The sequence below is a fragment of the Pseudomonas protegens CHA0 genome (assembly GCF_000397205.1).
Taxonomy (GTDB): Bacteria; Pseudomonadota; Gammaproteobacteria; order Pseudomonadales; family Pseudomonadaceae; genus Aquipseudomonas; species Aquipseudomonas protegens.
The window spans coordinates 5,970,254-5,995,930 of the sequence record NC_021237.1 but is presented as its reverse complement, the minus strand read 5'-3'; the positions used below and the strand labels follow the sequence as shown (position 1 = coordinate 5,995,930).

General features: G+C 64.3%; 25 protein-coding genes and 1 pseudogene. 16 read left to right on the top strand and 10 right to left on the bottom strand.

Annotated elements, in window-relative coordinates; translation table 11 throughout:
• Positions 1-21 precede the first annotated feature (21 nt).
• The gene (locus tag PFLCHA0_RS26795) at positions 22-1,356 is read left to right on the top strand and encodes a DEAD/DEAH box helicase (RefSeq protein ID WP_011063626.1); all 1,335 of its coding nucleotides are present in this window, start codon (positions 22-24) and stop codon (positions 1,354-1,356) included.
• 77 nt (positions 1,357-1,433) lie between these two features.
• On the opposite strand, the gene PFLCHA0_RS26790 is transcribed toward PFLCHA0_RS26795, so the two are convergent.
• Both PFLCHA0_RS26790 and PFLCHA0_RS26785 read right to left on the bottom strand, forming a co-directional pair.
• Entirely contained in the window at positions 1,434-2,675 is a 1,242-nt protein-coding gene (locus PFLCHA0_RS26790; RefSeq protein WP_015637144.1) for a TIGR03862 family flavoprotein, read from the bottom strand.
• A gap of 455 nt (positions 2,676-3,130) precedes the next feature.
• Entirely contained in the window at positions 3,131-4,051 is a 921-nt protein-coding gene (locus tag PFLCHA0_RS26785; protein WP_015637143.1) for a histone deacetylase family protein, read from the bottom strand.
• Between the two features lie 75 nt (positions 4,052-4,126).
• On the opposite strand from PFLCHA0_RS26785, the gene PFLCHA0_RS26780 reads away from it, so the two are divergent.
• The 3 genes from PFLCHA0_RS26780 (at position 4,127) to PFLCHA0_RS26770 (ending at position 6,259) form a co-directional block, all read left to right on the top strand.
• Positions 4,127-4,696, top strand: a complete 570-nt coding sequence (locus tag PFLCHA0_RS26780) for a GNAT family N-acetyltransferase (protein ID WP_015637142.1) — start codon at positions 4,127-4,129, stop codon at positions 4,694-4,696.
• Between the two features lie 103 nt (positions 4,697-4,799).
• Positions 4,800-5,669: an acyl-CoA thioesterase II gene (gene tesB, locus PFLCHA0_RS26775; RefSeq protein ID WP_015637141.1), complete on the top strand. Its 870-nt coding sequence runs from the start codon at positions 4,800-4,802 to the stop codon at positions 5,667-5,669.
• Positions 5,666-6,259 (top strand): HAD family hydrolase, encoded by a 594-nt coding sequence (locus PFLCHA0_RS26770; RefSeq protein WP_015637140.1) that lies wholly within the window; start codon positions 5,666-5,668, stop codon positions 6,257-6,259. Before tesB ends, PFLCHA0_RS26770 begins: the two co-directional genes overlap by 4 nt.
• Positions 6,260-6,331: 72 nt before the next feature.
• Here the strand turns inward: PFLCHA0_RS26770 and PFLCHA0_RS26765 are convergent, their stop codons facing one another.
• Together PFLCHA0_RS26765 and ypfJ are read right to left on the bottom strand one after the other, a co-directional pair.
• The gene (locus PFLCHA0_RS26765) at positions 6,332-7,303 is read right to left on the bottom strand and encodes a hypothetical protein (RefSeq protein ID WP_015637139.1); all 972 of its coding nucleotides are present in this window, start codon (positions 7,301-7,303) and stop codon (positions 6,332-6,334) included.
• Positions 7,304-8,200: a KPN_02809 family neutral zinc metallopeptidase gene (gene ypfJ, locus PFLCHA0_RS26760; RefSeq protein WP_011063618.1), complete on the bottom strand. Its 897-nt coding sequence runs from the start codon at positions 8,198-8,200 to the stop codon at positions 7,304-7,306.
• 139 nt (positions 8,201-8,339) lie between these two features.
• Between ypfJ and pcaQ the strand changes: the two genes are divergently transcribed.
• The 3 genes from pcaQ (at position 8,340) to pcaG (ending at position 10,708) form a co-directional block, all read left to right on the top strand.
• Positions 8,340-9,269, top strand: coding sequence for a pca operon transcription factor PcaQ (gene pcaQ, locus PFLCHA0_RS26755; protein ID WP_015637138.1), 930 nt, complete (start codon positions 8,340-8,342; stop codon positions 9,267-9,269).
• A 103-nt stretch (positions 9,270-9,372) separates the two neighbouring features.
• Positions 9,373-10,092 carry a protocatechuate 3,4-dioxygenase subunit beta gene (pcaH, locus tag PFLCHA0_RS26750; protein WP_011063616.1) on the top strand — a complete coding sequence of 240 codons (720 nt, stop codon included), beginning with the start codon at positions 9,373-9,375 and terminating at the stop codon, positions 10,090-10,092.
• Between the two features lie 10 nt (positions 10,093-10,102).
• Positions 10,103-10,708, top strand: a complete 606-nt coding sequence (gene pcaG / locus PFLCHA0_RS26745) for a protocatechuate 3,4-dioxygenase subunit alpha (RefSeq protein ID WP_015637137.1) — start codon at positions 10,103-10,105, stop codon at positions 10,706-10,708.
• Positions 10,709-10,764: 56 nt separating this feature from the next.
• Here pcaG and PFLCHA0_RS26740 read toward each other — a convergent pair whose 3' ends face one another.
• The gene (locus PFLCHA0_RS26740; RefSeq protein ID WP_015637136.1) at positions 10,765-11,613 is read right to left on the bottom strand and encodes an aldo/keto reductase; all 849 of its coding nucleotides are present in this window, start codon (positions 11,611-11,613) and stop codon (positions 10,765-10,767) included.
• A gap of 304 nt (positions 11,614-11,917) precedes the next feature.
• Here PFLCHA0_RS26740 and PFLCHA0_RS26735 point away from each other — a divergent pair, with 304 nt between their 5' ends.
• The 4 genes from PFLCHA0_RS26735 (at position 11,918) to PFLCHA0_RS26720 (ending at position 15,745) form a co-directional block, all read left to right on the top strand.
• The gene (locus PFLCHA0_RS26735) at positions 11,918-12,694 is read left to right on the top strand and encodes an IclR family transcriptional regulator (RefSeq protein WP_015637135.1); all 777 of its coding nucleotides are present in this window, start codon (positions 11,918-11,920) and stop codon (positions 12,692-12,694) included.
• A gap of 196 nt (positions 12,695-12,890) precedes the next feature.
• Entirely contained in the window at positions 12,891-13,943 is a 1,053-nt protein-coding gene (locus tag PFLCHA0_RS26730) for a Gfo/Idh/MocA family protein (protein WP_015637134.1), read from the top strand.
• A gap of 7 nt (positions 13,944-13,950) precedes the next feature.
• A complete protein-coding gene (locus PFLCHA0_RS26725; RefSeq protein ID WP_015637133.1) occupies positions 13,951-14,766 on the top strand; it encodes a sugar phosphate isomerase/epimerase family protein in 816 nt (271 codons plus the stop codon).
• Positions 14,767-14,866: 100 nt separating this feature from the next.
• A complete protein-coding gene (locus PFLCHA0_RS26720; protein ID WP_015637132.1) occupies positions 14,867-15,745 on the top strand; it encodes a DMT family transporter in 879 nt (292 codons plus the stop codon).
• Positions 15,746-15,751: 6 nt separating this feature from the next.
• Here PFLCHA0_RS26720 and PFLCHA0_RS32480 read toward each other — a convergent pair whose 3' ends face one another.
• The 3 genes and pseudogenes from PFLCHA0_RS32480 to PFLCHA0_RS26710 all read right to left on the bottom strand — a co-directional run bounded on the left by PFLCHA0_RS32480 (position 15,752) and on the right by PFLCHA0_RS26710 (position 18,800).
• Positions 15,752-16,540 carry a methyl-accepting chemotaxis protein gene (locus tag PFLCHA0_RS32480; protein WP_411558308.1) on the bottom strand — a complete coding sequence of 263 codons (789 nt, stop codon included), beginning with the start codon at positions 16,538-16,540 and terminating at the stop codon, positions 15,752-15,754.
• A 66-nt stretch (positions 16,541-16,606) separates the two neighbouring features.
• A pseudogene (locus tag PFLCHA0_RS32475) lies at positions 16,607-17,374 on the bottom strand (MCP four helix bundle domain-containing protein); the annotation flags it as partial.
• Positions 17,375-17,465: 91 nt separating this feature from the next.
• On the bottom strand, positions 17,466-18,800 hold the full coding sequence (locus PFLCHA0_RS26710) for an MFS transporter (protein ID WP_011063608.1): 1,335 nt from the start codon (positions 18,798-18,800) through the stop codon (positions 17,466-17,468).
• A gap of 537 nt (positions 18,801-19,337) precedes the next feature.
• Between PFLCHA0_RS26710 and quiC the strand changes: the two genes are divergently transcribed.
• The 3 genes from quiC (at position 19,338) to PFLCHA0_RS26695 (ending at position 22,367) form a co-directional block, all read left to right on the top strand.
• On the top strand, positions 19,338-21,248 hold the full coding sequence (quiC, locus tag PFLCHA0_RS26705) for a 3-dehydroshikimate dehydratase QuiC (RefSeq protein WP_011063607.1): 1,911 nt from the start codon (positions 19,338-19,340) through the stop codon (positions 21,246-21,248).
• A gap of 102 nt (positions 21,249-21,350) precedes the next feature.
• Complete coding sequence (locus PFLCHA0_RS26700; protein WP_011063606.1) at positions 21,351-22,028, top strand: TetR/AcrR family transcriptional regulator; 678 nt, start codon at positions 21,351-21,353, stop codon at positions 22,026-22,028.
• A gap of 114 nt (positions 22,029-22,142) precedes the next feature.
• Positions 22,143-22,367, top strand: coding sequence for a hypothetical protein (locus PFLCHA0_RS26695; RefSeq protein ID WP_015637127.1), 225 nt, complete (start codon positions 22,143-22,145; stop codon positions 22,365-22,367).
• Positions 22,368-22,434: 67 nt separating this feature from the next.
• Here the strand turns inward: PFLCHA0_RS26695 and PFLCHA0_RS26690 are convergent, their stop codons facing one another.
• Complete coding sequence (locus tag PFLCHA0_RS26690; protein WP_015637126.1) at positions 22,435-23,289, bottom strand: shikimate dehydrogenase; 855 nt, start codon at positions 23,287-23,289, stop codon at positions 22,435-22,437.
• Positions 23,286-23,735: a type II 3-dehydroquinate dehydratase gene (aroQ, locus tag PFLCHA0_RS26685; RefSeq protein WP_011063604.1), complete on the bottom strand. Its 450-nt coding sequence runs from the start codon at positions 23,733-23,735 to the stop codon at positions 23,286-23,288. The genes PFLCHA0_RS26690 and aroQ overlap by 4 nt, the downstream gene beginning before the upstream one ends.
• 259 nt (positions 23,736-23,994) lie before the next feature.
• On the opposite strand from aroQ, the gene PFLCHA0_RS26680 reads away from it, so the two are divergent.
• Together PFLCHA0_RS26680 and PFLCHA0_RS26675 are read left to right on the top strand one after the other, a co-directional pair.
• The gene (locus PFLCHA0_RS26680) at positions 23,995-24,516 is read left to right on the top strand and encodes an RNA polymerase sigma factor (protein WP_011063603.1); all 522 of its coding nucleotides are present in this window, start codon (positions 23,995-23,997) and stop codon (positions 24,514-24,516) included.
• Positions 24,517-24,579: 63 nt separating this feature from the next.
• A complete protein-coding gene (locus PFLCHA0_RS26675) occupies positions 24,580-25,593 on the top strand; it encodes a FecR family protein (RefSeq protein ID WP_015637124.1) in 1,014 nt (337 codons plus the stop codon).
• Positions 25,594-25,677: the final 84 nt, after the last annotated feature.

Here is a 25,677-nt window from a genome sequence, read left to right as displayed (position 1 = left end):
ACTTTTTCCTACGGTACCCCCATGACATTCGCCACTCTTGGCCTGATCGAACCCCTGCTGCGCGCCCTCGAAACCCTCGGCTACCAGACCCCGACCCCGGTGCAGGCGCAAGCCATTCCGGCAGTGCTGGGCGGGCGTGACCTGATGGCCGCAGCCCAGACCGGCACCGGCAAGACCGCCGGTTTCGCTCTGCCGCTGTTGCAGTTGCTGACCCTGGAAGGGCCGAAAGTCGATAGCAACTCGGTACGCGCGCTGATCCTGGTGCCGACCCGGGAACTGGCCGAGCAGGTCCACGAAAGCGTGCGCCAGTACGCCGAACACCTGCCGCTGCGCACCTATGCGGTGTACGGCGGGGTCAGCATCAACCCGCAAATGATGAAGCTGCGCAAAGGCGTGGACTTGCTGGTGGCGACTCCGGGGCGTCTGCTGGACCTGTTCCGTCAGAATGCGGTGAAGTTCAGCCAGTTGCAGACCCTGGTGCTGGATGAGGCCGATCGCATGCTCGACCTGGGATTCTCCGAAGAGCTCAAGAGCATCTACGCGGCCCTGCCGAAGAAACGCCAGACCCTGTTGTTCTCCGCCACCTTCTCCGACGCCATCCGCCAGCTGGCCGGGCAGATGCTCAACGATCCGCTGAGCATCGAGGTCAGCCCGCGCAACGTGGCTGCCAACACGGTCAAGCAATGGGTGGTGCCGGTGGACAAGAAGCGCAAGCCGGAGCTGTTCAGCCACCTGCTGCGCAAGAATCGCTGGAAGCAGGTGCTGGTGTTCGCCAAGACCCGCAACGGTGTGGATGCGCTGGTGGAGAAACTCCAGGGCCAGGGCGTGAATGCCGACGGCATCCATGGCGACAAGCCACAGGCCACGCGTCAGCGCGCCCTGGACCGGTTCAAGGCCAGTGAGATCCAGATCCTGGTGGCCACCGATGTGGCGGCCCGCGGCCTGGACATCGAAGACCTGCCCCTGGTGGTCAACTTCGACCTGCCGATCGTGGCCGAGGATTACATCCACCGCATCGGGCGTACCGGCCGTGCCGGTTCCACCGGCGAGGCGATTTCCCTGGTGTGCGCCGACGAGGTGAACCTGCTCTCGGCGATCGAGATGCTCACCCGCCAGACCCTCAAGCGCCATGAGGAACAGGATTTCGAACCCGAGCACCGGGTGCCGGAAACCGATGCCAGTGGCCAGGTGGTGAAAAAGCCGAAGAAGCCCAAGAAGCCGAAAACCTCCGGCGGTGGCGGCAAGCGCAACCTGGGCAAGTGGGTGGACAGTGGCGAAGTGGCTGAAGCTCCGGCGGTGAAACCGGTGCGCAAGGTGCCGGCTTTCAACACCGGGCCGCGCAAGCGCAAGCCTTGATCTGACATCGCGCCGGGCCCTTCGCCGGCAAGCCGGCTCCTACCCTTGCGTAGGCGCCGACTTGCCGGCGAAGCTGTTTATGGCTGGCGCCGCAACCACTTCAGCATCCCCAGCCCCGCCTGGCGCCCGCTGGCAAAGCAGGCGGTCAGCAGGTAGCCGCCGGTCGGCGCTTCCCAGTCGAGCATTTCCCCTGCGCAAAACACTCCAGGCAACTGCCGAAGCATCAGGTCGTCGTCCAGGGCTTCAAACATTACGCCGCCGGCGCTGCTGATGGCTTCGTCCAGCGGCCGGGGCCTGACCAGCGTCAACGGCAGGGCCTTGATGGCTGCCGCCAGGAGCGCCGGATCGTTGAAGCTCTCTGCCGGGGTCAGCTCCCGCAGCAACGCCGCCTTCACCCCCTCGATCCCTAACTGGCTCTGCAAGTGCTTGGCCATGGACCGCGAGCCGCGTGGCTTGGAAAGGGCGGCCTGGACCTTGTCCAGGGGCTTGTTCGGTAGCAGGTCGATATGGATCGTCGCCTGCCCGTGCCGGTTGATGGATTCGCGAATCGGCGCCGACAAGGCATAGATCAGGCTGCCCTCGATGCCGCTGGCGGTGATCACGCATTCACCCAGCCGTGGTGCGTCGTCATCAAGGCCGATGGCCACGTTCTTCAGCGGCGCGCCGGCGAATTTGCTGCGCAGCAGCTCGCTCCAGGCGCTGACCTCAAAACCGCAATTGCTCGGTTGCAAGGGTGCGAGCTGTGCACCGCGCTGTTCCAGCAGGGGCAGCCAAGCCCCGTCGGAACCCAGGCGTGCCCAACTGCCGCCGCCCAATGCCAGCAGGACCCCATCCGCCCGTACCGCACTTTCACCCTCGGCATGCCGGATGCGCAGGCTGCCGTCGGCATTCCAGCCCAGCCAGCGGTGCCGAGTGTGGATAACGACTCCGGCATCGCGCAGGCGCTTGAGCCAGGCGCGCAGCAGCGGCGCAGCCTTCATGTCGGTAGGAAACACCCGGCCGGAGCTGCCGACAAACGTCTGGATACCAAGGCCATGAATCCATTGGCAAAGCGCCTCGGCGCCAAATTCCCGCAGCAACGGGGCGATGTGCGGTGCACGCTCGGCGTAGCGCGAGAGGAAGGCCGGATAGGCTTCGGAGTGGGTGATGTTCATGCCACCGACCCCAGCCAGGAGGAATTTTCGGCCCACCGATGGCATGCCGTCGTACAAGTCGACCTGAACCCCGGCCTGGCTCAGTACCTCGGCGGCCATCAGGCCGGCGGGGCCGCCGCCGATAATCGCGACGTGGTGGGGCGTGGAAGAGTGCGATGCAGTCATGGCAGAGGCGGGGCTGAGGAAATAGGCCGGGCATTCTACCCGAGGTGCAGGGGGCTTGCTGGGTCGATGATGCCTGGTCAAAAACTAGACAGCGGGCTGCGGGCCTTGTGTCCCGTGGGCTGGCTCGACTTTCGCGCAGGTTGTCCACAGGCGGCTCCACAGCGATTGGGGGTAAGCGCTACGGCGTCGCCGGAGGCCTGCTGCGCCCTGATCAAAAAACAGGCACCGCTCTGCAGGCCTTGCAGAGCAAGGGGCCTAGCGTCTTTCACGCAGGTTATCCACAGGCGGCTCCACAGGGATTGGGGGTAAGACACTCACAACTGTATGACCATCTGATGTCACTGATCAAAAAACAGGCGATGGCCTTGAGGCCCCGTGGGACAAGGGCTGCAGAGGCTTTCTCCCAGCTTATCCACAAGCGGTTCCACAGTGGATGTGGGTAAGGCCTGCGGATGTCAGTAGCACCCTGACGATTCCCAGACCTTCTGGGCACTGTGGTGAAGAATGCCGTGGCGCCGGGCCAGGGCCTGGCGGTCCTTGCTGTAGCCGCCGCCGATCACGCCGACCACCGGGATGTCGCGGCCCAGGCAGTGGCGCATGACCCGTTCGTCGCGTTCGGCCACGCCGGCATCGGTGAGTTTGAGGTAGCCCAGGGCGTCGTCCTGATGCACGTCGACCCCGGCGTCGTACAACACCAGGTCCGGCTGGTACAGGGGCAGCAGGTAGTTGAGCGTGTCGTCCACCACGTTCAGGTAGTCGGCGTCGCCCATGCCCATGGGCAGCGGGATATCCCAGTCGCTCTGGGCCTTGCGCGCGGGGAAGTTCTTTTCACAGTGCAACGAGACGGTCACTGCGTCGGCGGTATGTTGCAGGATCCGCGCGGTGCCATCGCCCTGGTGCACATCGCAGTCGAATATCAGTACCCGGCCCACGCGCCCGCTTTCCAGCAGGTAATGGCTGATCACCGCCAGGTCGTTGAAGATGCAGAACCCCGCCGGGTAGTCATAGTGGGCGTGGTGGGTGCCGCCGGCCAGGTGGCAGGCCAGGCCATGTTCCAGTGCCTGTTCGGCGGCCAGCAAGGAGCCGCCGACGGCACGCACCGTGCGCCGGGCCAAGGCTTCGCTCCAGGGCAGGCCGAGGCGCCGCTGATCTTCCCGGGACAATTCGCCGCTCATGTAGCGTTCGATATAGCCAGGGTCGTGGGCCAGGGCCAGGACATCCGTGGGGCACAGTTGCGGGCGCAGCAAATCGGCGTCCCGGGTCAGGCCACTGTCCACCAGGTGATCGCGCAGCAGGCGGAACTTGTCCATGGGGAAGCGGTGCTCCGCCGGGAACTCGGGGCTGTAGTCGTCGTGATAGATCAATGGCAATGGCATGGCATTTTCTTAGAGGAACCCGTGAAGGATCCTACCAGCGATGTAGACTTGCACCCACGGAAACGGAGGGCACTGATGGAGCCGATACTGCAACTCGAAAGCGCGCGCCTGCTGCTGCGTCAATGGCGCGACGATGATTTGCCGGAATTTGCGGCAATGTGTGCCGATCCACAGGTCATGCGCTACTTTCCCGCGCCCTTGAGTCGTCTGGAAAGTGCCGCGCTGATCGGGCGGATACGCGGGCATTTTGCCGAGCACGGCTTCGGGGTCTGGGCCCTGGAGCGTAAGGACACTGGTGCGTTCATCGGTTTTACCGGACTGGGCGTCGTCGGTTTCGAGGCGTCGTTCACCCCGGCAGTGGAAATCGCCTGGCGCCTGGCTCGCGAGCACTGGGGCCTGGGTTATGCCAGCGAAGCGGCCTGGACAGCCTTGCGTTGCGCTTTCGATCGTCTGTCCCTCGACGAAGTCGTGGCCTTTACCACCCGCAACAACCTGCCGTCGCAGAAGGTGATGCAGGCCATTGGTATGCATCACGCTGCTGCGGACGACTTCGAGCATCCGAACCTCGCTGGCGATCACCCGCTGCGCGAGCATGTGCTGTACCGCATTACCCGCGAACAATGGCTGGAAACCTTGCATGGATAGCAGGCGCGCACGTTTAGAATGTGCCGATGAGATACCTGGCCCCAATTGATATCACTGCCGCAGCCGAGATTGCGCGGTGTTGCCCTGTGTGAGGAGAGTCTGAATGAGTCATGTGCTGGATGATCTGGTCGATCTGTTGACCCTGGAAGCCATTGAAGAAAACCTGTTTCGCGGTCGCAGCCAGGACCTCGGTTTTCGCCAGCTGTTTGGCGGCCAGGTGCTCGGCCAGTCGTTGTCCGCAGCCAGTCAGACAGTCGAGGAGGCACGCCACGTGCACTCCATGCACGGCTATTTCCTGCGTCCGGGGGACGCCGCCTTGCCAGTGGTCTACCAAGTGGATCGGGTCCGTGACGGTGGCAGTTTCAGCACCCGCCGGGTGACGGCGATTCAGAAGGGCAACCCGATCTTCACCTGCAGTGCTTCCTTCCAGTACGACGAAGAAGGCTTCGAGCACCAGAACAGCATGCCCCAGGTGGTCGGGCCGGAAAACCTGCCGTCGGAGCTGGAGATCACCACCCAGCGTGCGCACCTGATTCCCGAGCACATGCGCGAGAAACTGCTGTGCCCCAAGCCGATCGAAGTGCGCCCGGTGACCGAGAAGGACCCCTACAACCCGCAGCCCATGGACCCGGTGAAGTACGTCTGGTTCCGCGCTGACGGCGCCCTGGCCGACAGCCCGGCGCTGCACAAGTACCTGCTGGCCTACGCTTCGGATTTCGGCCTGCTGACCACCTCGATGCTGCCCCACGGCAAGTCGGTGTGGCAGAAGGACATGCAGGTCGCCAGCCTCGACCACGCTCTGTGGTTTCACGCCGACCTGCGCGCTGACGACTGGCTGCTGTATGCCATGGACAGCCCCTGGGCCGGAAACTCCCGGGGCTTCTCCCGGGGCAGCGTGTTCAACCGTGCCGGGCAGTTGGTGGCCTCGGTGACTCAGGAAGGGTTGATCCGCCATCGCAAGGATTGGGCATGAGTCTTTCAGAGATAAAACATTGGGTGTTCGACATGGACGGCACCCTGACCATCGCTGTGCATGATTTCGCGGCGATCCGCGAGGCGCTGTCGATTCCTGCCGAGGATGACATCCTCACACACCTGGCGGCCTTGCCGGCGGACGAATCCGCGGCCAAGCATGCCTGGCTGCTGGAACACGAGCGCGACCTGGCCCAGGGTTCGCGCCCGGCGCCGGGTGCGGTGGAACTGGTGCGGGAACTGGCCGGGCGCGGTTATCGCCTGGGCATCCTCACCCGCAATGCGCGGGAGCTGGCCCATGTGACCCTGGAGGCCATCGGCCTGGCGGACTGCTTTGCCGAGGCCGACGTGCTGGGCCGCGACGAAGCACCGCCCAAGCCCCATCCGGGCGGTTTGCTGAAGCTGGCCGAAGCCTGGGATATCTCGCCGTCACGGATGGTCATGGTGGGGGACTACCGCTTCGACCTGGACTGCGGGCGGGCCGCCGGGACCCGCACGGTGCTGGTCAACCTGCCGGACAACCCCTGGCCGGAGCTGACCGACTGGCATGCCCGGGATTGTGCGCAGTTGCGCGACCTGCTGTCGGCCTGAGGGTCCTGTTCGCCGGCAAGGCTCCCGTCGGAGCCTTGCCGGCGAAAGCGTCATTCCAGGCAGCGCCTTTCTTTACTTGAACACTGCCGCCTGCCCCTCGGGCGAGGTGAACATCCGGTCACCGTCATGCCCGACCCCGGGCACTTCCACCAGCCGTTGCAGCAAGCCTTGCGGATGACGCCGCACCAGGTAGTCGAAGTAGTTGTGCCCGCGAATCAACCGGTACGCGCCCTGGGTCTCGGCGGCGCAGCTCTTGTCCAGGGCGGGATGGTTGGGATCGGTGTCCTGCTGGCCCAGCAGGTAGGTGATGTCGCGCGTCACGTAGCCCTGTTCAAGCTGCGCCGGGGAATGGCCGCCGGCATAGGCCGGTAGCTGGTTCAGGCCGTACTTCCAGTCGTTGAAGCCCGGGCAACTGGCCGGTTCGAATGCCACCGGGCGCCATGCGTCGAAGTAGGCGTAGGACGACGGATTGGCGATCACGTAGCGCAGGCCGATCCCGGCTTTTTCCAGCTCGGGGTGGCTGCCGGTGCTCAGCGCATAGCGCTGCACCACCTGGGCGCCGCCGGAGTGACCGGCGATCACCACTTCCTTGAGTGCCGGAAAACGTTTGCGGTCTTCCAGGCGCTGGAGGATGGCATCGAGCACCGCATAGGAGCTGATGGCCTGCGGGCTAACTGAAGGCTCGCCGGCCATCCAGCCATTGCCCTTCCAGCGCAGTAGCGCGTCTGGCAATTGATGGCGGGCGATGTCGCTCTGGTTGAGAAACTGCGGGGCGATCACCAGGGTTGTTGTGCTTTGCCCGGCCTGCCCGGCAGCGCTTTGCCCACTGTGCAGATACGTCTGGGCGTTGCGCAGTCGGCCGTGAACGATGATCAGGGCCCGCTCTACGCCCGGCAGCGGCTGGCGCCAATCCTGGCTCAGGCCCAGCGCCAGTTGCCCGCCCTCCAGGGGCAGGCGTTGCGGGCTGATGACCTTGACCCCCTGTTCCGCCGCCTGGACGCCGCAGCCACCCAGGCACAGCAGCAGGACCAGCAAGCGGCGCATCTACAGGCTCCTGGCGCTGAAGGTATCGCACTGGCTGACCTGGCCCTGGCTGAAGCCGGTCTTGAACCAGCGCACTCGCTGCGCCGAGGTGCCGTGGGTGAAGGAGTCCGGCACCACCCGGCCCTGGCCTTGCTGCTGCAGGCGGTCGTCACCGATGGCATTGGCGGCGTTCAGGGCTTCTTCCACATCCCCGGGTTCCAGCCAGTTCAGGCGCTTCTGTGCGTGATAGGCCCAGACCCCGGCAAAGCAGTCGGCCTGCAGCTCCTGGCGTACCAGCAGGCCGCCATCGCCTTGCATCTGCTGGCCTTGCTGGCGCGCGGCCTGGATTTTTGCCGAGACCCCGAGCAGGGTCTGCACGTGGTGCCCGACCTCATGGGCAATCACGTAGGCCTGGGCGAAGTCGCCGGCGGCGGAAAAGCGCTGGGCCATCTCCCGGAAGAAGTCCATGTCCAGGTACACCTGGCGGTCGGCGGGGCAGTAGAAGGGCCCGCTGGCGGAAGTGGCCGCGCCACAGGCGGAATTGACCCGGCCCCGGAACAGGATCAGCTTGGGCGGCTGATACTGGCGGCCGGCTTGCTGGAAGATCTGGCCCCAGGTGTCTTCGGTGTCACCGAGGATGGCGCGGACAAACTCTGCCTGTTCGTCATTGGCCGGTGGTGCCTTGCGTGCCTGGGTGGTGGCCGGCGCTGAAGTCTGCCCGCTCTGCTGGCCCAGCAGTTGCCCGAGGATCTGCAGCGGATCCTGGCCGGTGGCCCAGCCGATGCCGACGATCAGTACGATCGCCGTCAGGCTCAAGCCCTTGCCTCCACCGAACCGCATGCCACCGCCACCGCCGGCGCTGCTGTCATCTCGCGCGTCCACGACGTTGTCGCTGCGCCGGCCTTTTTTCCAAAGCATGGGGGTGTCCTCGTTTTTTCTGCTGGTCAGTGTTGCTGGTGGCTCGAACCGGCGCCAGTCCGGTCGTCAGGGATTTTTCTGCACGCTACCATGGCCCGGTTACGGATCGATCCGGTCCAGGCGCATTCGGGGCTCCCTATTGAACATCGATACCCGCATCAAATTCCGTCACTTGGTGTGTTTTCTTGAAATGGCCCGCCAGGGCAGCCTGGCCCGGGCGGCCGATGTCCTGGCGGTGAGCCAGCCGGCGATGTCGAAAACCCTCAAGGAACTGGAAGCGTTGCTGGAGACCCGGCTGTTTGCCAGGAGCAAGGCCGGCCTCAGCCTGACCGAGGCCGGGCGGGCCTTCCTGCGTTATGCCGGGCCTTCGGTGCAGGCCCTGCGGGAGGGTGTCAGCAGCCTGCGCGGCGGTGAGTACGCCGCCGGGCTGGTGCGCATCGGTGTGCTTTCCACGGTGGAAAGCCTGCTGCTGCCGGAGGTGATGCGGCGCCTGCATCAGCGCCATTCGGCGCTGACCGTGAGTGTGCTGACCGGCCCCAGTGCTTACCTGCTGTCGCAATTGCGGGTCGGCGACCTGGACCTGGTGGTGGGGCGCATGACCGAGAGTCCGGAGATCCACGGCCTGAGCTTCGAGCATCTGTACAGCGAATCCATGACCCTGGTGGCCCGTCCGCAGCATCCACTGGCAACCGGCCCTCTGGACCGCGACGCGGTGAGCGCCTATCCCCTGGTGCTGCCCCTGGCCGGCACCAGCATTCGCAAGCACGCCGACAGCCTGTTCATCCAGTGCGGCATTGCCCCGTCGCAGCAGCGTCTGGAAACCCTCTCGGTGGCCCTGAGCCGGCGCTACACCTTGTCCAGCGACGCGCTGTGGATCGCGCCGCTGGATGCCGTGCGCCTGGACCTGGCCAATGGCGAACTGCAGGAGCTGGACCTGGGCCTGCACGAACCCGGTGGCTCGGTGGGGATTTCCAGCAATGCCAGCCTGCCTTTGTCCCTGGCGGCGCAATGGGCGGTGGAGGTGCTCCGGGAAGTGGGGCTGGCCTATCGCGAGGGCAGTTATCCATAACCATTTGGTTATTGATTGAGGGCGGCATTTCAATTTTCCCCGCTCCTGGTTTGTTTGAAACTGCGCCGGCTGCGCTCCATAAATCAAACAACAGGAGATCGACATGTCTGATGCAGACAGCAGTCGCTTCGTGATTCGCGACCGTAATTGGCACCCCAAGGCCCTGACCCCCGACTACAAGACCTCCGTCACTCGCTCCCCGCGCCAGGCGCTGGTGAGCATCCCACAATCGGTCAGTGAAACCACAGGCCCGGACTTTTCCCACCTGCGCACCGGGCGTTTCGACAACGACCTGCTGCTCAACTTCAACAACGGTGGCTTGCCCGTGGGCGAGCGGATCATCGTTTCCGGGCGGGTCTGCGATCAGTACGGCAAACCCATTCCCCATACCCTGGTGGAAATGTGGCAAGCCAACGCCGGCGGCCGCTACCGGCACAAGAACGACCGCTACCTGGCGCCCCTGGACCCGAACTTCGGTGGCGTCGGCCGGGCCCTCACCGACCGTGATGGCTACTACAGTTTCCGCACCATCAAGCCCGGCCCCTACCCGTGGCGCAACGGCCCCAATGACTGGCGCCCGGCGCATATCCATTTCTCCATCAGTGGCCCGTCGATCGCCACGCGCCTGATCACCCAGCTGTATTTCGAAGGCGACCCGCTGATCCCGCTGTGCCCGATCGTCAAGTCCATCGCCAACCCGGACGCGGTACAGAGCCTGATCGCGCGCCTGGACATGGGCGGCGCCAACCCCATGGATTGCCTGGCCTACCGCTTCGACATCGTGCTGCGCGGCCAGCGCAAGACCCACTTCGAGAACTGCTGAGGAGCCTGACATGCCTGTTCAACTGCTGCCTGAAACCCCCTCGCAAACGGCCGGCCCCTATGTGCATATCGGCCTGGCCCTGGCGGCCGCGGGAAACCCGCCGCGCCCCGAGGAAATCTGGAACCAGATGGCCAAGGCCGATGCGCCGGGTGAGCGGATCCTGCTGATCGGCCACGTCTACGATGGCAATGGCCACCTGGTGCGCGATTCATTCCTGGAGTTCTGGCAGGCCGACCACGCCGGGGTCTACGACCCGGTGTTCGATACGGAGAAACCGTTCAACTGCTTCGGTCGCACCGCCACCACCTTCGATGCCGGGGAATGGACACTCAACACGGTCAAGCCCGGGGTGGTGAACAACGCAGCTGGCGTGCCGATGGCGCCGCACATCAACCTGTCGCTGTTTGCCCGGGGGATCAATATCCACCTGCACACCCGGCTGTACTTTGCCGACGAGCCGGAGGCCAACGCCCAGTGTCCGGTGTTGAACCTGATCGAACAGCCCCAGCGCCGGGAAACCCTGCTGGCCCATCCTTGCGAGGTGAATGGCCAGCGCGCCTATCGCTTCGACATTCGCATCCAGGGTGAAGGCGAGACGGTGTTCTTCGACTTCTGAAAAAAGCCTGAGGCCATGCATGGCACCCTGCGGGGCCCACCCATGGCCGCAGTGGGTCAATGATCGAAATGATCCCAGACCGGAGCGAAGTCCGGGCTGACCTGACGCTGATCCTTGGGCAGGCCGGCGATCAGTGCCCGGTCTTCATCGTCCAACTGCAGCTTGAGGGACTCCAGGTTGGCCAATTGGTTGGCCCGACTGCTGGCTTTGGGAATGGCCGCGACGTTGTTCTGATCCAGCAACCACTTGAGCGCCACCTGGGTCGGCAGCACGCCGTGCTTGGCGGCGATCTGCCGGATCTCGGCCACCTCGGACACCTTGTTGCGTGCCAGCGGCGTATAGGCGGTCAGCACCATGTCGCGGCTGCGGGCATAGTCCAGCAGGCCGCTTTGCCCCAGCAGCACGTGGTATTCCACCTGGATCGCCGACAGCGGTGCGCCCAGCCCTTCAATCACTCGGCGCAGCAGCGCCAGGGGGAAATTGGCCACGCCAATGTGCTTCACCAGTCCCTGTTCCCTGAACGACACCAGGGTTTCGATGCTGCGTTCCAGCTCCCAATCGCTGGTGGGCCAGTGGATATGAAACAGATCCACATAATCGCAGCGCAGGGCTTTCAGGCTGCGCTCCAGGGAATGGCGCATGGCCTCGGGGCGCAGTTGGTCCCACCAGACCTTGGTGGTGAGGTGGATCTGCTCCCGGGGCACCGGGGTGTTGGTCAGGGCCTGGCCCACGGCGTCTTCGTTGTTGTAGGCCTGGGCGGTATCGATGTGTCGGTAACCCAGGTCCAGGGCCTGTTCCACGGCGCGAGTGCACTCGTCATCGAGCATCGGCCAAGTGCCGAGGCCAAGCTTGGGCATGTGCAGGCCACTGTGGGTCAGGACTGGGCAATCTACGGAGTGAGGCATGGGCAATCTCCCTGTGGATAAAAGAACACGGCCGGGTCGGCGAGGGCTGTCGGGCGTCGCTGGTTTGGACAGCGCAGCCGCACAGAAAATGCCCGGCGAATCGAGTGTGGAGGCCTGTGGTGGTTGTTGTATTTATGGAAAGTGATTCCAAAAAATATACGAGCTCGGCTAACCTGCGCACAAGGCGTTGTGTCGGGTGAAAAGCCCGCTTTCGTCGATTCCGGGCGGTAATCGAACCACGCCCTGCAGTTCCCCAACCGGCCCGTTGTCACTAGAATCGGCCAAATTTTGTCGGGACCCGACCATGGCTGGCAGTCAAATCGAACGCGTCTTCAGCGTTCTCGAACGTCTTACCGGTGATCCCCGCGGCCTGCCGTTGCAGACCCTGGCGGAACAGCTGGAAATCCCCAAAAGTGCAACCCATCGCCTGTTGGCGGAGTTGATTCGCCTGGGCTATGTGCGGCAGAACCCGGACAACCTGCGCTACCAGCTGTCCACCCGGCTGGTGGCCATGGGCTTTCGCTACCTGTCTGCCAGCGGCGCGGACATCGTCCAGCCGGTACTCGATCGCCTGGCCCAGGAGTCCGGCGAGCTGGTACGCCTGGGGGTGATCGAAGGCGAGCGCCAGACCTGGATTGCCAAGTCCCAGGGCGCCCGTTCCGGGCTGCGTTACGACCCGGACATGGGCCGCGAGGCGCCGCTGTTCTACACCGCTTCCGGGCATGCCTGGCTGGCCACTCTGAGTGACGCCGAGGCGTTGTCCCTGGTGGAGCGCCAGCGCGTGGAAACCCCGGCGGACCTGGGGCCCAATGCGCCGCGCTCGAACATCGAGTTGCTGGAGCGCCTGCGCCTGGCCCGCGAGCAGGGCTACGCCTGGGTCGAGGAAAGCTCGGCGGTCGGCACCTCGGCGATTGCCGCGGTGGTGCGCCATCCCATCGATGGCCGGGTCGTGGGTGTGCTCAGCGTTGCCGGCCCCAGCGCGCGCCTGCCCCTGGCGCGGCTGCATGAACTGGCGCCATTGCTGCTGCAATTTGCCCAAGAGCTGTCGGCCGCCAGCCAGGCTTCCGAACTGTTCAACTGACGCCACGCGCTCTGCCCGTAGCCGTTGCTTGCCCTGGCGGCTACGGGCAGAGCAGGAAGGCGCAGGGTTTCCGCGAATCCTTACAAAGCCGTTCGGTAATCGGACAGTATTTTTTATCGCTCTTGTGTGAAATTGGAACTGAGTTCTAAATAATTGAATATCAGCGTCCCGATAACAATCACAAGAGGATTCGCCATTGAACCCGCCACTGCGCATTGCCCTGATCGGCGTCGGCAATATGGGGCAGCAGCACTATCAACACCTCAAGACCCTGGCCGAGGCCAGTCTGTGCGCCGTGGCCGACCCCGGGCCCCAGGCGCAAGCCATCGCGGGGCAATGGCAGGTGCCGCATTTCAGCGATCACCGGACCTTGCTCAAGGACGCGCGCCCGGATGCGGTCATCGTCGCCAACCCCAATAACCTTCACGTCAGCACTGCCCTGAATTGTCTGGCGGCGGGTATCCCGGTGCTGCTGGAAAAACCCGTGGGCGTGCACCTGGATGAAGTGCGCGAGCTGGTGGCGGCATCGCGCACTAACGGCGTGCCGGTGCTGGTGGGGCATCATCGGCGACACAATCCGTTGATCGCCCGGGCCCATGAACTGGTGCACGGCGGCGCCCTGGGCCGGCTGACCACAGTCACTGCGCTCTGGCAGTTGCACAAGCCCGAGAGTTACTTCGATGTGCCCTGGCGTCGTGAGCCCGGCGCCGGCATGTTGCTGACCAACCTGATCCACGACCTCGACCTGTTGCGGCACCTGTGCGGAGAAGTGCGACAGGTGCAGGCCATCACCAGCAACACCGTGCGTGGTTACGCCAATGAGGATTGTGCGGCGGTGCTGCTGCAGTTCGACAACGGCGCCCTGGGCAGCCTCACCGGTTCCGATGCGGTGGCGGCGCCCTGGAGCTGGGAGCTGGATTCCGGGGAGAACCCGGTGTATCCGCGCCAGGCCGATCAGCCTTGCTACCTGCTGGCCGGCACTCAGGGAGCCTTGAGCATTCCTCAGCTCAAGCGCTGGCACTACGCCGAAGCGGGCGCCGGTTGGCACCAGCCCTTGTTGATGCAGCAGGAAAGCTTCGTGCCGGATGAGGCGCTGCGCTTGCAACTGCAGCATTTCGTCAAGGTCGCCCGGGGCGAAGTCGCGCCCCTGGTCAGCGCCGCCGATGCCGCTCGTACCCTGGCCCTGATCGAAGCCATTCGCCAGGCCGCCGCCACGGGTCGCGCCTGCACCCCAACCCCCATTGAGTGAACAACTGATGAGTGAACGGATTTTTTCCCTGGCCAGCCTGACCGTGCTGGAGCTGTCTCCGCCAGAGATGGTGGAAGTGGCGGCCCGTGCCGGCTACAGCCATTTGGGCCTGCGGCTGGTGCCGGCAACCCCGGAGGAACATCACTTTCCGCTGGTGGCCGATACCGGCTTGCGTCGGCAAACCCGGGATCGCCTGCGCGATACCGGGGTGCGGGTGCTGGATGTGGAGATCCTGCGGCTCAAGCCGCAGACCCGGATCAGCGACTTCGAGGCGGTGCTGGCGGTGGGCGCCGAGTTTGCCGCCAGCGAGTTGCTGGTGGCGGGCAATGATCCCGATGAGGCGCGCATGACCGACAACTTCGCCGCCTTGTGCGATCTGGCGCAGCAGTACGGACTGCATCCCCATCTGGAGTTCATGCCCTGGACCGATGCGCGCAACCTGGAGCAAGCCGTGCGCGTGGTGGAGAACGCCGCTCGCAGCAACGGCTGCGTGCTGGTGGACGCCTTTCACTTCGACCGCTCGGGATCGCGCCTGGAGGACCTGGCCAAGGTTGATCCGGCGCGCCTGCGTTATGCACAGTTGTGCGATGTCGCCGGGCCCTGTCCGGACGATATGCAGGAGATCCTGCGCCAGGCCCGCAACGAGCGGCGTTTTCCAGGGGAGGGCGACTGTGATCTGGCGGGGCTGCTCAAGTGCCTGCCGCCAGAACTGCCCCTGAGCCTGGAAATACCCACGGTGCAGTTGCTGGAGCAGGGTGTGAGTGCTTTGCAGCGAGCGCAGATGGCGCTGGATGCAACTCGCGCGCTGCTGGCCAGGATCTGAGTCGGCGGGAGGACTTTCGCCGGCAAGCCGGCTCCTACAAATACCCGGTAGGCGCTGGCGGACCGCGAAGCTGTGTTTTCAATCACCCCAAGGAATGCCCATGACCCGCAGCACGCCACTTTCCGGGATCAATCACCCCTTCAAGGGCATTCTGCTGATCGTCCTGGCGACCTTTCTGTTCGCCAGCCACGATGCCCTGTCCAAATACCTGTCGGGGTTCTTCCCGGTGATCATGGTGGTCTGGGCCCGTTACCTGATCCATACCTTGCTGATGGCCGGGATCTTCCTGCCGCAATCGGGCCTGCGTGTGCTGCGCAGCAAGCGCCCACTGCTGCAACTGGCCCGGGCTCTGTGTCTGTTGAGCACCAGTCTGCTGTTCACCTCGGCGTTGCTGTTCATCCCCCTGGCCGAGGCCACGGCGGTCAACTTTCTCGCCCCGGTACTGGTCACCGCGTTGTCGGTGCCTTTGCTTGGCGAGCAGGTGACCCGGGGCCAGTGGCTGGCGGTAATCTGCGGTTTCGTCGGGGTGCTGATCATCGTGCATCCGGGCGGCGAGCTGTTCACGCCGGCGGTGTTGCTGCCGTTCTGTTCGGCGCTGTTCTTCTGTTTCTATCAACTGCTCACACGCAAGCTGGCCGAGCATGACAGCCCCACCACCAGCAACTTCTTTGCCGGGTTGTGCAACACCCTGGTAATGACGGCGCTGGTGCCGTTCTTCTGGCAGACCCCCGGGTTCCTCCATGGCTTGCTGATGCTGGCGCTGGGCGCCTGCGGCATGAGTGCCCATCTGTTCCTGACCCAGGCCTTTCGTCATGCGGCGCCGGCGCTGCTGGCGCCCTTCGGTTATTGCCAGATTGTCTTTGCCGGGTTGCTGGGCTGGTTGCTGTTCGGCCACGCGCCGTCGTTGATCACCCAGGTGGGCATCATCGTGATCTGCCTCAGCGGGCTGGCGGCGGCCTGGCAGCAGCGCCGCCGCTGAGACGGCTCAAAAGCGGAAGCGCACCACCAGGTTCTGCAGGCCGGCCGCCAGGTGCGACAGCTCCTGGCTGGTGGCGTTGGTGCGGGTGGCGGCGTCGGCGCTTTCCAGGGACAGGTCGCGGATGTTCAGCAGGTTGCGGTCCACTTCACGGGCCACCTGGGCCTGTTCTTCCGAGGCACTGGCGATCACCAGGTTGCGCTCGTGGATCTGTTCCATGGCCCGGGTGATTTCCCCCAGGGCCAGCCCGGCCTGCTCGGCGATGGACAGGGTCTGGGCCACCCGCTGACTGTTGCCGTGCATGGACTGCACCACGCTGTCGGTGTCGCCCTGGACCCGGCCGATCATCTGTTCGATTTCCTGGGTCGACTGCTGGGTGCGATGGGCCAGGGCCCGCACTTCGTCTGCCACTACGGCAAAACCACGGCCGGCTTCCCCAGCCCGCGCGGCCTCGATGGCGGCGTTCAGGGCCAGCAGGTTGGTCTGTTCGGCAATGGCGCGGATCACGTCCAGCACCTTGCCGATTTCCCGTGACTGCTCGGCCAGGGTCTGCACTTGCTGCAGGGCGATGCCGACATCGCTGCTCATGGCCTGGATCGCGTCCAGGGTCTGGGTCACCCGGGTTTGCCCCTGGGTGGCCTGGGCGGTGGACTGGCGGGTGGTATCGGAGGTGGACACTGCGTTGCGTGCCACTTCCTCGACGGCCGCGGTCATCTCGTTGACGGCCGTGGCTGCTTGCTCGATTTCGTTGTGTTGCTGCTGCAGCCGGCTGGAGTCCTGATGGGTACTCTGGCTCATCTGTTGCGCGGCGGCGGCCAGTTGGGTCGAGGTGCTGCTGATCAGTTGCAGGGTTTCACGCAGGCTGGCCTGCATCCTGGCCAGGGCCTTGAGCAGGCGCGCGGTTTCATCGCTGCCCTCGCAGTGGATGGGGCGGCCGAGATCGCCGGCGGCCACTTGCTCGGCCACGTCCACAGCCTGGCGGATGGGCACGACGATGCTGCGAATCAACAGCCAGGCCAGGCACAGGGTCAGCAGGGCGACGGCGATCAGGGCGCCGATCACCGTGATTTTTACTTGGGTGTAAAGCGCGTCGGCATGCTGCGCCGACTGGCTGACTTCCTCGGCAGTCAGGTTCATCAGCTCGGTGAACTGGTCGCCGGTCTGGGTCGAGTAATCCTGGATCTTGCCGTTGAGCAGCGCTGTCATCTCGCTGCTGCGGTTGTCCCGGGACAGGGCTTCGTACTGGGCCAGTGCCTGTTGGTAGCTCTTGACCGTGGCGAGGAATGCTTCGTATGGCACCCGATTGTGATCGCCCGCCAGCGGCGCGAACCTGGCCAGGGCCTGGTCGAGCCAGGCTTGTACCTGATGCAGGCGGGCAATGGTGCTTTCCAGCACTTGCGGTTCACGGTTGAGGGCCATGCGCAGGCTCAGCACGCGGATGCTCAACACGTAGTCGCGCACTTCTCCCAGGTAGCGGGTGCTGGGCAGGGAAATGTTTTCGGTGTGTTGGCCGGTGGCGCGGACTTCGGCCACTTGCTTGAGGGCGAACAGCCCCTGCAGCAGGACCAGCAGGGCAATCACGCCGAAGCTGATCACGGCGCGTTGGGCGATGCTCAGGTTACCGAGCGTCATGGGACGATCTCCGAGTCTGGAAAAACAAAAGGGGGGGAGGGCGAGCCGATAAAAAAACGCAGGCCCCGAGTGGGCCTGCGTGAAAGGAGCATCAGTCTTCTACGCGGGGAATCTTGCGCGGGGCCATGAAGTACATCCAGGTCAGGGCAATGAAGTACATCGCCGGGATCAGGGTGAACAGCAGGGTGTAGTTGTTGTTGGTCACGGTCAGGATGTGGCCGACGATCTGGGTCATGAACATGCCGCCGATGGCCGCGCACATGCCGCCGAAGCCGAACACTGTGCTCATCATGTGCTTGGGCGTGTAGTCCATCACCAGGCTCCAGATGTTGGCGGTCCAGGCCTGGTGCGCGCCGATCCCCAGGGAGATGGCGAACACGGCCAGCCACAGGTTGGCGGTGCCGGCGGCCATGATCACGCCGATGATGCAGCAGGCGAACAGGAACATCGACAGCAGCCGCGCCTTGATCGGGTTCATGCCGCGCCCGATCAGGAACGAAGAGAGGATGCCGCCGCCGACGCTGCCGAAGTCGGCGGTCAGGTAGATGATGATCAGCGGGATGCCCATCTGGGTCACGTTGATGCCCAGGTTGTACTGCTGGTTGAGGAACGGCGGCAGCCAGTACAGGTAGAACCAGAACACCGGCGCTGTCATCGCGTAGGCCAGGGCGAAGGCCCAGGTGCCGCGCATGCGCAGGATGCGGCTGAAGGGCACGCGGGTTTCTTCCGGCTCCACCTGTTGCTGGATGTAGGCCAGCTCGGAGGCTTTGACGCTTGGATGATCTTCAGGGTTGAAGTACTTCAGGCCCCAGAACAGCAGCCAGATGCCACCCAGCGCGGCCATGCACAGGAACGCGGCCTGCCAGCCCCAGGCGTGGAGGATCAGCGGCAGCAGCATGGGCGTGAACATTGCGCCGACGTTGGTCCCGGCGTTGAAGATCCCGGTGGCCACGGCCCGTTCGCCGGCCGGGAACCACAGCCGCGTGGTCTTCACGCAGGCCGGGTAGTTGGCGGCTTCGGTGAGCCCGAGAATGAACCGGCAGACCATGAAGCCTGCCGCCGAAGTGGCCAGGCCGTGGGCGCCGGTGGCCAGGCTCCACAACAGCACGGCGAAGAAGAACACCCGCTTCACCCCAACCCGGTCGATCAGGCGGCCCTGGAGCACGAAGCCCACGGCGTAGCCGACCTGGAACCAGAAGTTGATGTTGGCGTAGTCCATCGCCGTCCAGTTCATTTCCTTGGCCAGGATCGGCTGCATCACGCCCAGTGCGGCGCGATCTATGTAGTTCAGGGTGGTGGCGAAGAACACCAGGGCGAGCATGCCCCAGCGGGTCTTGCCGACCGCCATGGCGCCGCGGATCTTGTCGCCGATGCCGCCGGCAACGCTGAGGCTCGGGGCGATGCGAGAGCTTTGGGAAGGAGTCATGTGGGCCATCCGTTCAGTGACTGGCGAGCCGGGGCTCGTCGGAACTCAAGGGCGCGTGACCAACCGTCGGCGGGGGCATGGCAGCCCGGGAACCTGCGGGTTGATCGGCTGGGGCGGCGCGTCGCTGCGGCAGATGCCGGGCAGGTGAGCGCCATCGGGTCGGCTGCAGCTCAGGGCTGTAGCGCGGCGTATTCCAGGGTGCCGGTTGAGGCCGTTGGCGGTATCAGCCAAAGGGATGTGCAGCAGTGAAGGGCGTTGAGTGCAAGCATGAGGGTGTACCCGATTTTTGAAATTTTTATGGTGTGTTCTGGGTCTGGGTGATTGAAGCCGGGGGTTTGGGGCCGGCTCAACGTGCTATCGATGGTGCGCAGTGGCTGAAAAATCGTCAATTCGCCAATCTGTATTTTGTTCGATAATCGAACACAAAACTAACTGGTTCGTACACTTTAACAAGGCCTGTGGAATAATCCGCAACATCCAATAAAAAGCCGCGGTCCCCCTGTGCCCGACTGGCCGTCCTTACCCGGGAGTCGAATCATGCAGCGTTCCATTGCCACCGTGTCCCTGAGCGGTACCCTGCCGGAAAAACTCGAAGCCATCGCCGCCGCCGGGTTCGACGGCGTGGAGATCTTCGAGAACGACCTGCTCTACTACGACGGCAGCCCTCGGGAAATCAAGCAGATGTGCGCCGACCTGGGCATTGCCATCACCCTGTTCCAGCCATTCCGGGATTTCGAGGGCTGTCGTCGCGACCGTCTGCCGCGCAACCTGGAGCGCGCCGAGCGCAAGTTCGACCTGATGCAGGAGCTGGGCACCGACCTGGTGCTGGTGTGCAGCAACGCCTCGGCGGACAGCCTGGGGGACCGGCAGATCCTCATCGACGACCTGCACCTGCTGGCCGAGCGGGCCGGTGCTCGGGGCCTGCGCATCGGCTACGAAGCCCTTGCCTGGGGCCGTCACGTGAATACTTATCAACAGGTCTGGGACATCGTGCGCAGCGCCGATCACCCAAGCCTCGGGGTGTTGCTGGACAGCTTCCACACCCTGTCGCTCAAGGGCGACCCGGCGGCGATTGCCGAGATTCCCGGGGACAAGATCTTCTTCGTGCAGATGGCCGATGCGCCGATCCTGGCCATGGATGTGCTGGAGTGGAGCCGGCATTTCCGCTGCTTCCCCGGCCAGGGCGAATTCGACCTGCCGGGTTTTCTGGCGCCGATCATCAAGAGCGGCTACACCGGGCCGCTGTCCCTGGAGATCTTCAACGACGGCTTTCGCGCCGCGCCGCCGCGGGCCAACGCAGCCGATGGCTTGCGCTCGCTGCTGTACCTGGAAGAGAAGACCCGCGAGCGCCTGCTGCAGGAAGGCCAGCCGGTGGCGAACATCGACACCCTGTTCGCGCCGCCTGCGGTGCAGGCCTATGGCGGCACCGAGTTTCTCGAGTTCGCCGTGGACGAGGCCCTGGGCGCCAAGCTCGGCGGCTGGCTGGAGCGCCTGGGGTTCGCCAGGGCCGGGCAGCATCGCTCCAAGAGCGTCAGCCTGATGCGCCAAGGGGATATCAACCTGATCCTCAACTCCGAGCCCTATTCCTTCGCCCACAGTTTCTTCGAGGCCCACGGCCCTTCGGTGTGTGCCACGGCAATCCGGGTCAAGGACAGCGCCAAGGCCCTGGAGCGGGCGGTGGCCTACAAGGGCCAGCCCTATCGCGGCCTGGTTGGCCCCAATGAGCTGGAGCTGGCGGCGGTGCGCGAGCCCGATGGCAGCCTGATCTACCTGGTGGATCAGCAGCAGGGCGGCCAGCACCTGTACGACACCGATTTCAATATGCACAGCGGCGTGGTGGCCAAGGGCGGCCTCAAGCGCATCGACCACATGGCCATGGCCCTGCCGGCGGACAGCCTGGACAGCTGGGTGCTGTTCTACAAGAGCCTGCTGGACTTCGAGGCCGACGACGAAGTGGTGCTGCCCGACCCCTACGGCCTGGTGAAAAGCCGCGCCCTGCGCAGCCGTTGCAGCTCGATCCGCCTGCCGCTGAACATCTCGGAAAATCGCAATACTGCGATCTCCCATGCTTTGTCCAGCTATCGCGGTTCCGGGGTGCACCACATCGCTTTCGATTGCGACGACATCTTTGCCGAAGTCAGCCGGGCCAAGGAGGCTGGTGTGCCGCTGCTGGACATCCCGCTCAACTACTACGACGACCTGGCGGCACGCTTTGATTTCGACGACGAATTTCTCAGCGAACTGGCCTACTACAACGTCCTCTACGACCGCGATGCCCAGGGCGGCGAGCTGTTTCACGTCTACACCGAGCCCTTCGAAGGGCGCTTCTTCTTCGAGATCATCCAGCGCAAGAACGGCTATGCCGGCTACGGTGCGGCCAACGTCGCGGTGCGCCTGGCGGCCATGGCCAAATCACGCAGCGGTGCCGTGCGCCAGGCCAAGTTGTAGAAGATTGTTAACGACGGCGGTAACGGCCGCCGTCGCGCTTTCTTTCGCAGGGTGACGCGGCCCATAATCGCCCGCGTGTGCAGTGATGGCCGTGAGCCCAGAATGACAATGACCAGTGAACGCTCGATTGCGCCCGATGAGCCTGCTCTCGAACCGCGCAAGAGTCGCAAGAACAACCCTGAAAAGACCCGCGAGAACATCCTTCAAGAAGCCATTGTCGAGTTCGTCCAGCAGGGCTTGTCCGGCGCGCGAGTGGATGCAATCGCCGAACGCATCCATACCTCCAAGCGCATGATCTATTACTACTTCGGCAGCAAGGAGCAGCTGTACGTCGAGGTGCTGGAGAAGCTCTACGGCGATATCCGCAGCACCGAGAGCCGCCTGCACCTGGCAGAGCTGGCGCCGCAGGAAGCGATTCGCCGGCTGGTGGAGTTCACCTTCGATCACCACGACCGCAACGTCGATTTCGTGCGCATCGTCAGCATCGAGAACATCCACAAGGCCGAGTACGTGAAGCAGTCCGGCGTGATCAAGGCCATGAACAACACCATTCTCCATGCCCTGGGCGAGATCCTCGAGCGCGGCGCGCGCGAAGGCGTGTTCCGCGGCGGCCTGGATCCGCTGGATGTGCATTTGCTGATCAGCTCGTTCTGTTTCTACCGGGTCTCGAACCGCCACACCTTTGGCGAGATCTTCCAGATCGACCTGCCGGATGAAGGCATCAAGCAACGCCACCGGGAGATGATCTGCGAGTCGGTGCTGCGCTACCTGCAGGCCTGATCCCACTCTTTGTAGGAGCTGGCTTGGCAGGCGCTGGCTTGCCAGCGAAAGCGCCCGTAAGATCGCCATCGCCACCAAGGCTTCTGCAACCTGCACCACGACAAGGAAGGCACCATGGGCAACCCCGTTCCAACCCTGAAAATAATCCTGATCCTGATGATCGTGGTCGACACGTTCTGGTTCGGCGAGCGCCTGCTGTCCCTCACCGGGTTCAGCATGTTCGACTGGTTGCCGTCGTCGGTGATCAGCCTGGTGGGCATCCTCGGCAGCCTGCTGATGATTCTCTTCAATGTGCTGCTGATCGGCCTGCTCTCGCGTCTGCAGCTCAAATCCGACTAAGCAGGCTGTAGCCGCTGCCGCAGGCTCGCCAGCGCCCTGAAGGCAGCAGCTGCTACCGAAGCCTGTCTCAGCCGTTCATGCTGTGAAAGTGCGCCAGCATGCGCTGCGGGTCCGCGCGTTGGCCGCTGAACAGCTCGAACGCCTTGACCGCCTGGAACACCGCCATGGTGCCGCCGTCCAGGGTCCTGCAACCCAGGGCCCGGGCATTGCGCAGCAGTTCGGTTTCCAGGGGAAAGTAGACGATCTCGGCAACCCACAACTGCGCTCGCAGCAGTTCCACCGGCACCGGCATGCCCGGCAGCTTGGCCATGCCCATGGGCGTGGTGTTCACCAGCCCGTCGGCGCTGTGCAGGGCACTCGATAGATCACCGCCTGCCCGGGCCCGGGCGCTGCCGAAATGCTGGTTGAGGTTGTCCGCCAGGCTTTGCGCCCGCTGCGGCTCCACGTCAAAAATGTTCAGTTGCTCCACGCCTTCACTCAGCAGGGCGTGAGCCACTGCGGCCCCGGCACCGCCGGCGCCCATCTGCACCACCTGGCGCCTTGCCACGTCCTGCAGGCCGCGGCGAAAGCCCTCGGCAAAACCCAGGCAGTCGGTATTGTGGCCGACTCGTTTGCCATCCTTGAGCACCACGGTGTTCACCGCACCGATGCCCTGGGCTTCCGGGGACAGTTCGTCGAGTAGCGGCAGGATGCTCTGCTTGCAGGGAAAGGTGATGTTCAGGCCGGTGAAGCTCATCTGCTCGGCGGCGCGCAACAGTTCAGGCAGGGCGCTGCTGTCCAGGCCCAGTTGATCCAGGTCGATCAAGCGGTACAGGTAGCGCAAATGCTGGGCATCGCCCTCTTGTTCGTGCAGGGCCGGGGTGCGGGAGGCCTGGATGCCGGCGCCAATCAGCCCGGCCAGAACGCTGGCTTGCCGGCTCATGCGCCTTGCTCCTTGAACCGCTGGCTGAAGTGTTCCAGCGCCAGGCGATAGCCATGGCTGCCAAAGCCGCACATCACCGCCTGTGCGATGGCGGAAACGAAGGAGTGATGACGAAACGGTTCGCGCGCGTGGACGTTGGACAGGTGCACTTCGATCACCGGCAGCTCGCTGGCCACCAGGGCGTCACGGATTGCCACCGAGGTGTGGGTCCAGGCGGCCGGGTTGATCAGGATGCCGGCGCAGCGACCACGCGCCCCGTGGATCCAGTCGAGCAACTCGCCTTCATGGTTGGTCTGGCGAAACTCCACAGCGAGGCCGAACTCCTCGGCGGCGCGGCCGCACAGGGCGGAAATGTCAGCCAGGGTTTCGTGGCCGTAAGTGGCCGGCTCGCGGGTGCCGAGCAGGTTCAGGTTCGGGCCGTTGAGCACCAGAACGATAGGACGCATGGGGTAAATCTCCGTTGTTATTGTCGGCCTCGGGAGAGCGTACGAGGCGTTGAAAGGTAAATTGTACTAACTGGTTAATTTGGTCAATTGGCGGTAGATGCACAACGGGGGGAGGGCGGATTAAGTGTTCGGTAATCGAACGGCAGCGTAGGGCTCGCAGGTGCAAGGCTGCCGCCAATGAGTGCTTATATCAATTGAAAATCATTCTCGACTGGCCGTAAGATGCCCGGCAATTTCCTTCATGTTCCAGGGAGTCGGTTTGTCGGACGTGGATCTCAAGGGACTGTTTCTCAAGCATGCCGCTGCCTTGCGTGGGTACCTGGCGCGCAAGATACGGGACCCGCAGTTGGCCGCTGATCTGGTGCAGGAGAGTTTCCTGCGGCTGGCCGAGCACACGCGCGGCGAGCGTATCGACAACTCCCAGGGCTATCTCTACCGCACGGCGAACAATCTGCTGATCGACCATGTACGTCAGGAGGCGCGGCGCAAGACCGAGACCGTGCCCCATGAAGTGCTGGCCGACATCGAGGATGAGGCGGCCGGGCTGGAGGCTCAGGCGATGGCGCAGCAACAGCGCAAGGCACTGAAACAGGCGATCATGGAACTGCCCCCGCGGACCCAGGAAATCTTTCGCCTCAACCGTATCGAAGGCATGACCCACGCCGAGGTGGCCCGGCACCTGAATATTTCCGACAGCTCGGTGCAAAAGCACCTGTCCCGGGCGCTGGCCTATGTGATGCAGCGTTTGCAGGCTACCGACGGTCGGCCGGTCGACGAGTGAGTTACGGTAAAAGTCGGGGTCAGACGTCACTGCTTATATATAACGAGAAATCGAGATTCACACGTGAATAGCCAGGGTCCGCAAGAGCGCAGTATCACCGAGGCCGCCGCCGACTGGGCGGTGCGTTTGCACGCGGGAGGCCTGAGCGCCACCGAGCAGGCGCAGCTTGCCCAATGGCAGGCCGCCGACCCGCGTCATCCCCAGGCTCTGGTGTTTGCCCGGCAGACCTGGGAGGCCCTGGGCGAGTTGCGCCTGGACCCCGAACTGGCGGCCACTGCCCCACCACGGCGCCAGGCGGCGCGGCCTGCGGCGACAATACCGCGCCCGCGCCGTCGACGCCGGCTGGTGCGGGCCGCCAGCGTGGCGATGCTGGTACTGGCGGTGGCCCTGGGCTGGCTGCAAGGGCCGCAGGCGCTGCTGTACCTGCAGGCTGACTACCTTACCGGCAAGGGCGAGGTGCGCACCGTACAACTGGCCGATGGCAGCCAGGTGGAGCTGGATTCGGGCAGCGCCATTCGCCTGGACTACAGCGGCGACAAGCGCCAGGTTCAATTGCTGGCCGGCTCCGCGGTGTTTGACGTGGCGCCCATGGCCGGCGAGGAAAAACGACCTTTTATCGTGCAGAGTGCCGGCGGCCAGACCCGCGCCCTGGGCACCCGTTTCGTGGTCGGGCGCGAGAGTGCTCAACAGGCCTGGGTCGGCGTGTTGCAGCACAGTGTCGCGGTGAGCCTGGATGCCCCGGCGCAACGTGGGGCCTCCGAGCGGGTGCTGCAAGAGGGGCAGAGCGTACGCTATGACCCGCAGTCGGGGGTGGTGGCGCTTGATGGGCTCGACCTGCAGCGGGCTACCAGTTGGCGGCGCGGCGTCCTGGTGTTCGACCGCCAGCCCCTGGGCCTGGTGGTGGAGCGCCTCAATCGCTATCGGCCCGGGCGGGTGGTGCTGACCAACAGTGCCCTGGCCCAGCGTCAGGTCAGCGGTGTCTTCCGCCTGGACATGCTCGATGCAGCCCTGGTTACCCTGACCCAGGAATTGCAGGTGCAGCGTTTCGACCTGGCCGGCGTCAGCCTGATTTACTGAGGCCTGCGGGCCTTTTTCCACCCTTGTGCAAAATAATTCAAAAAAACCTTACTGAGTTTTCCTGCCTGGCACGTCTAGCTAATT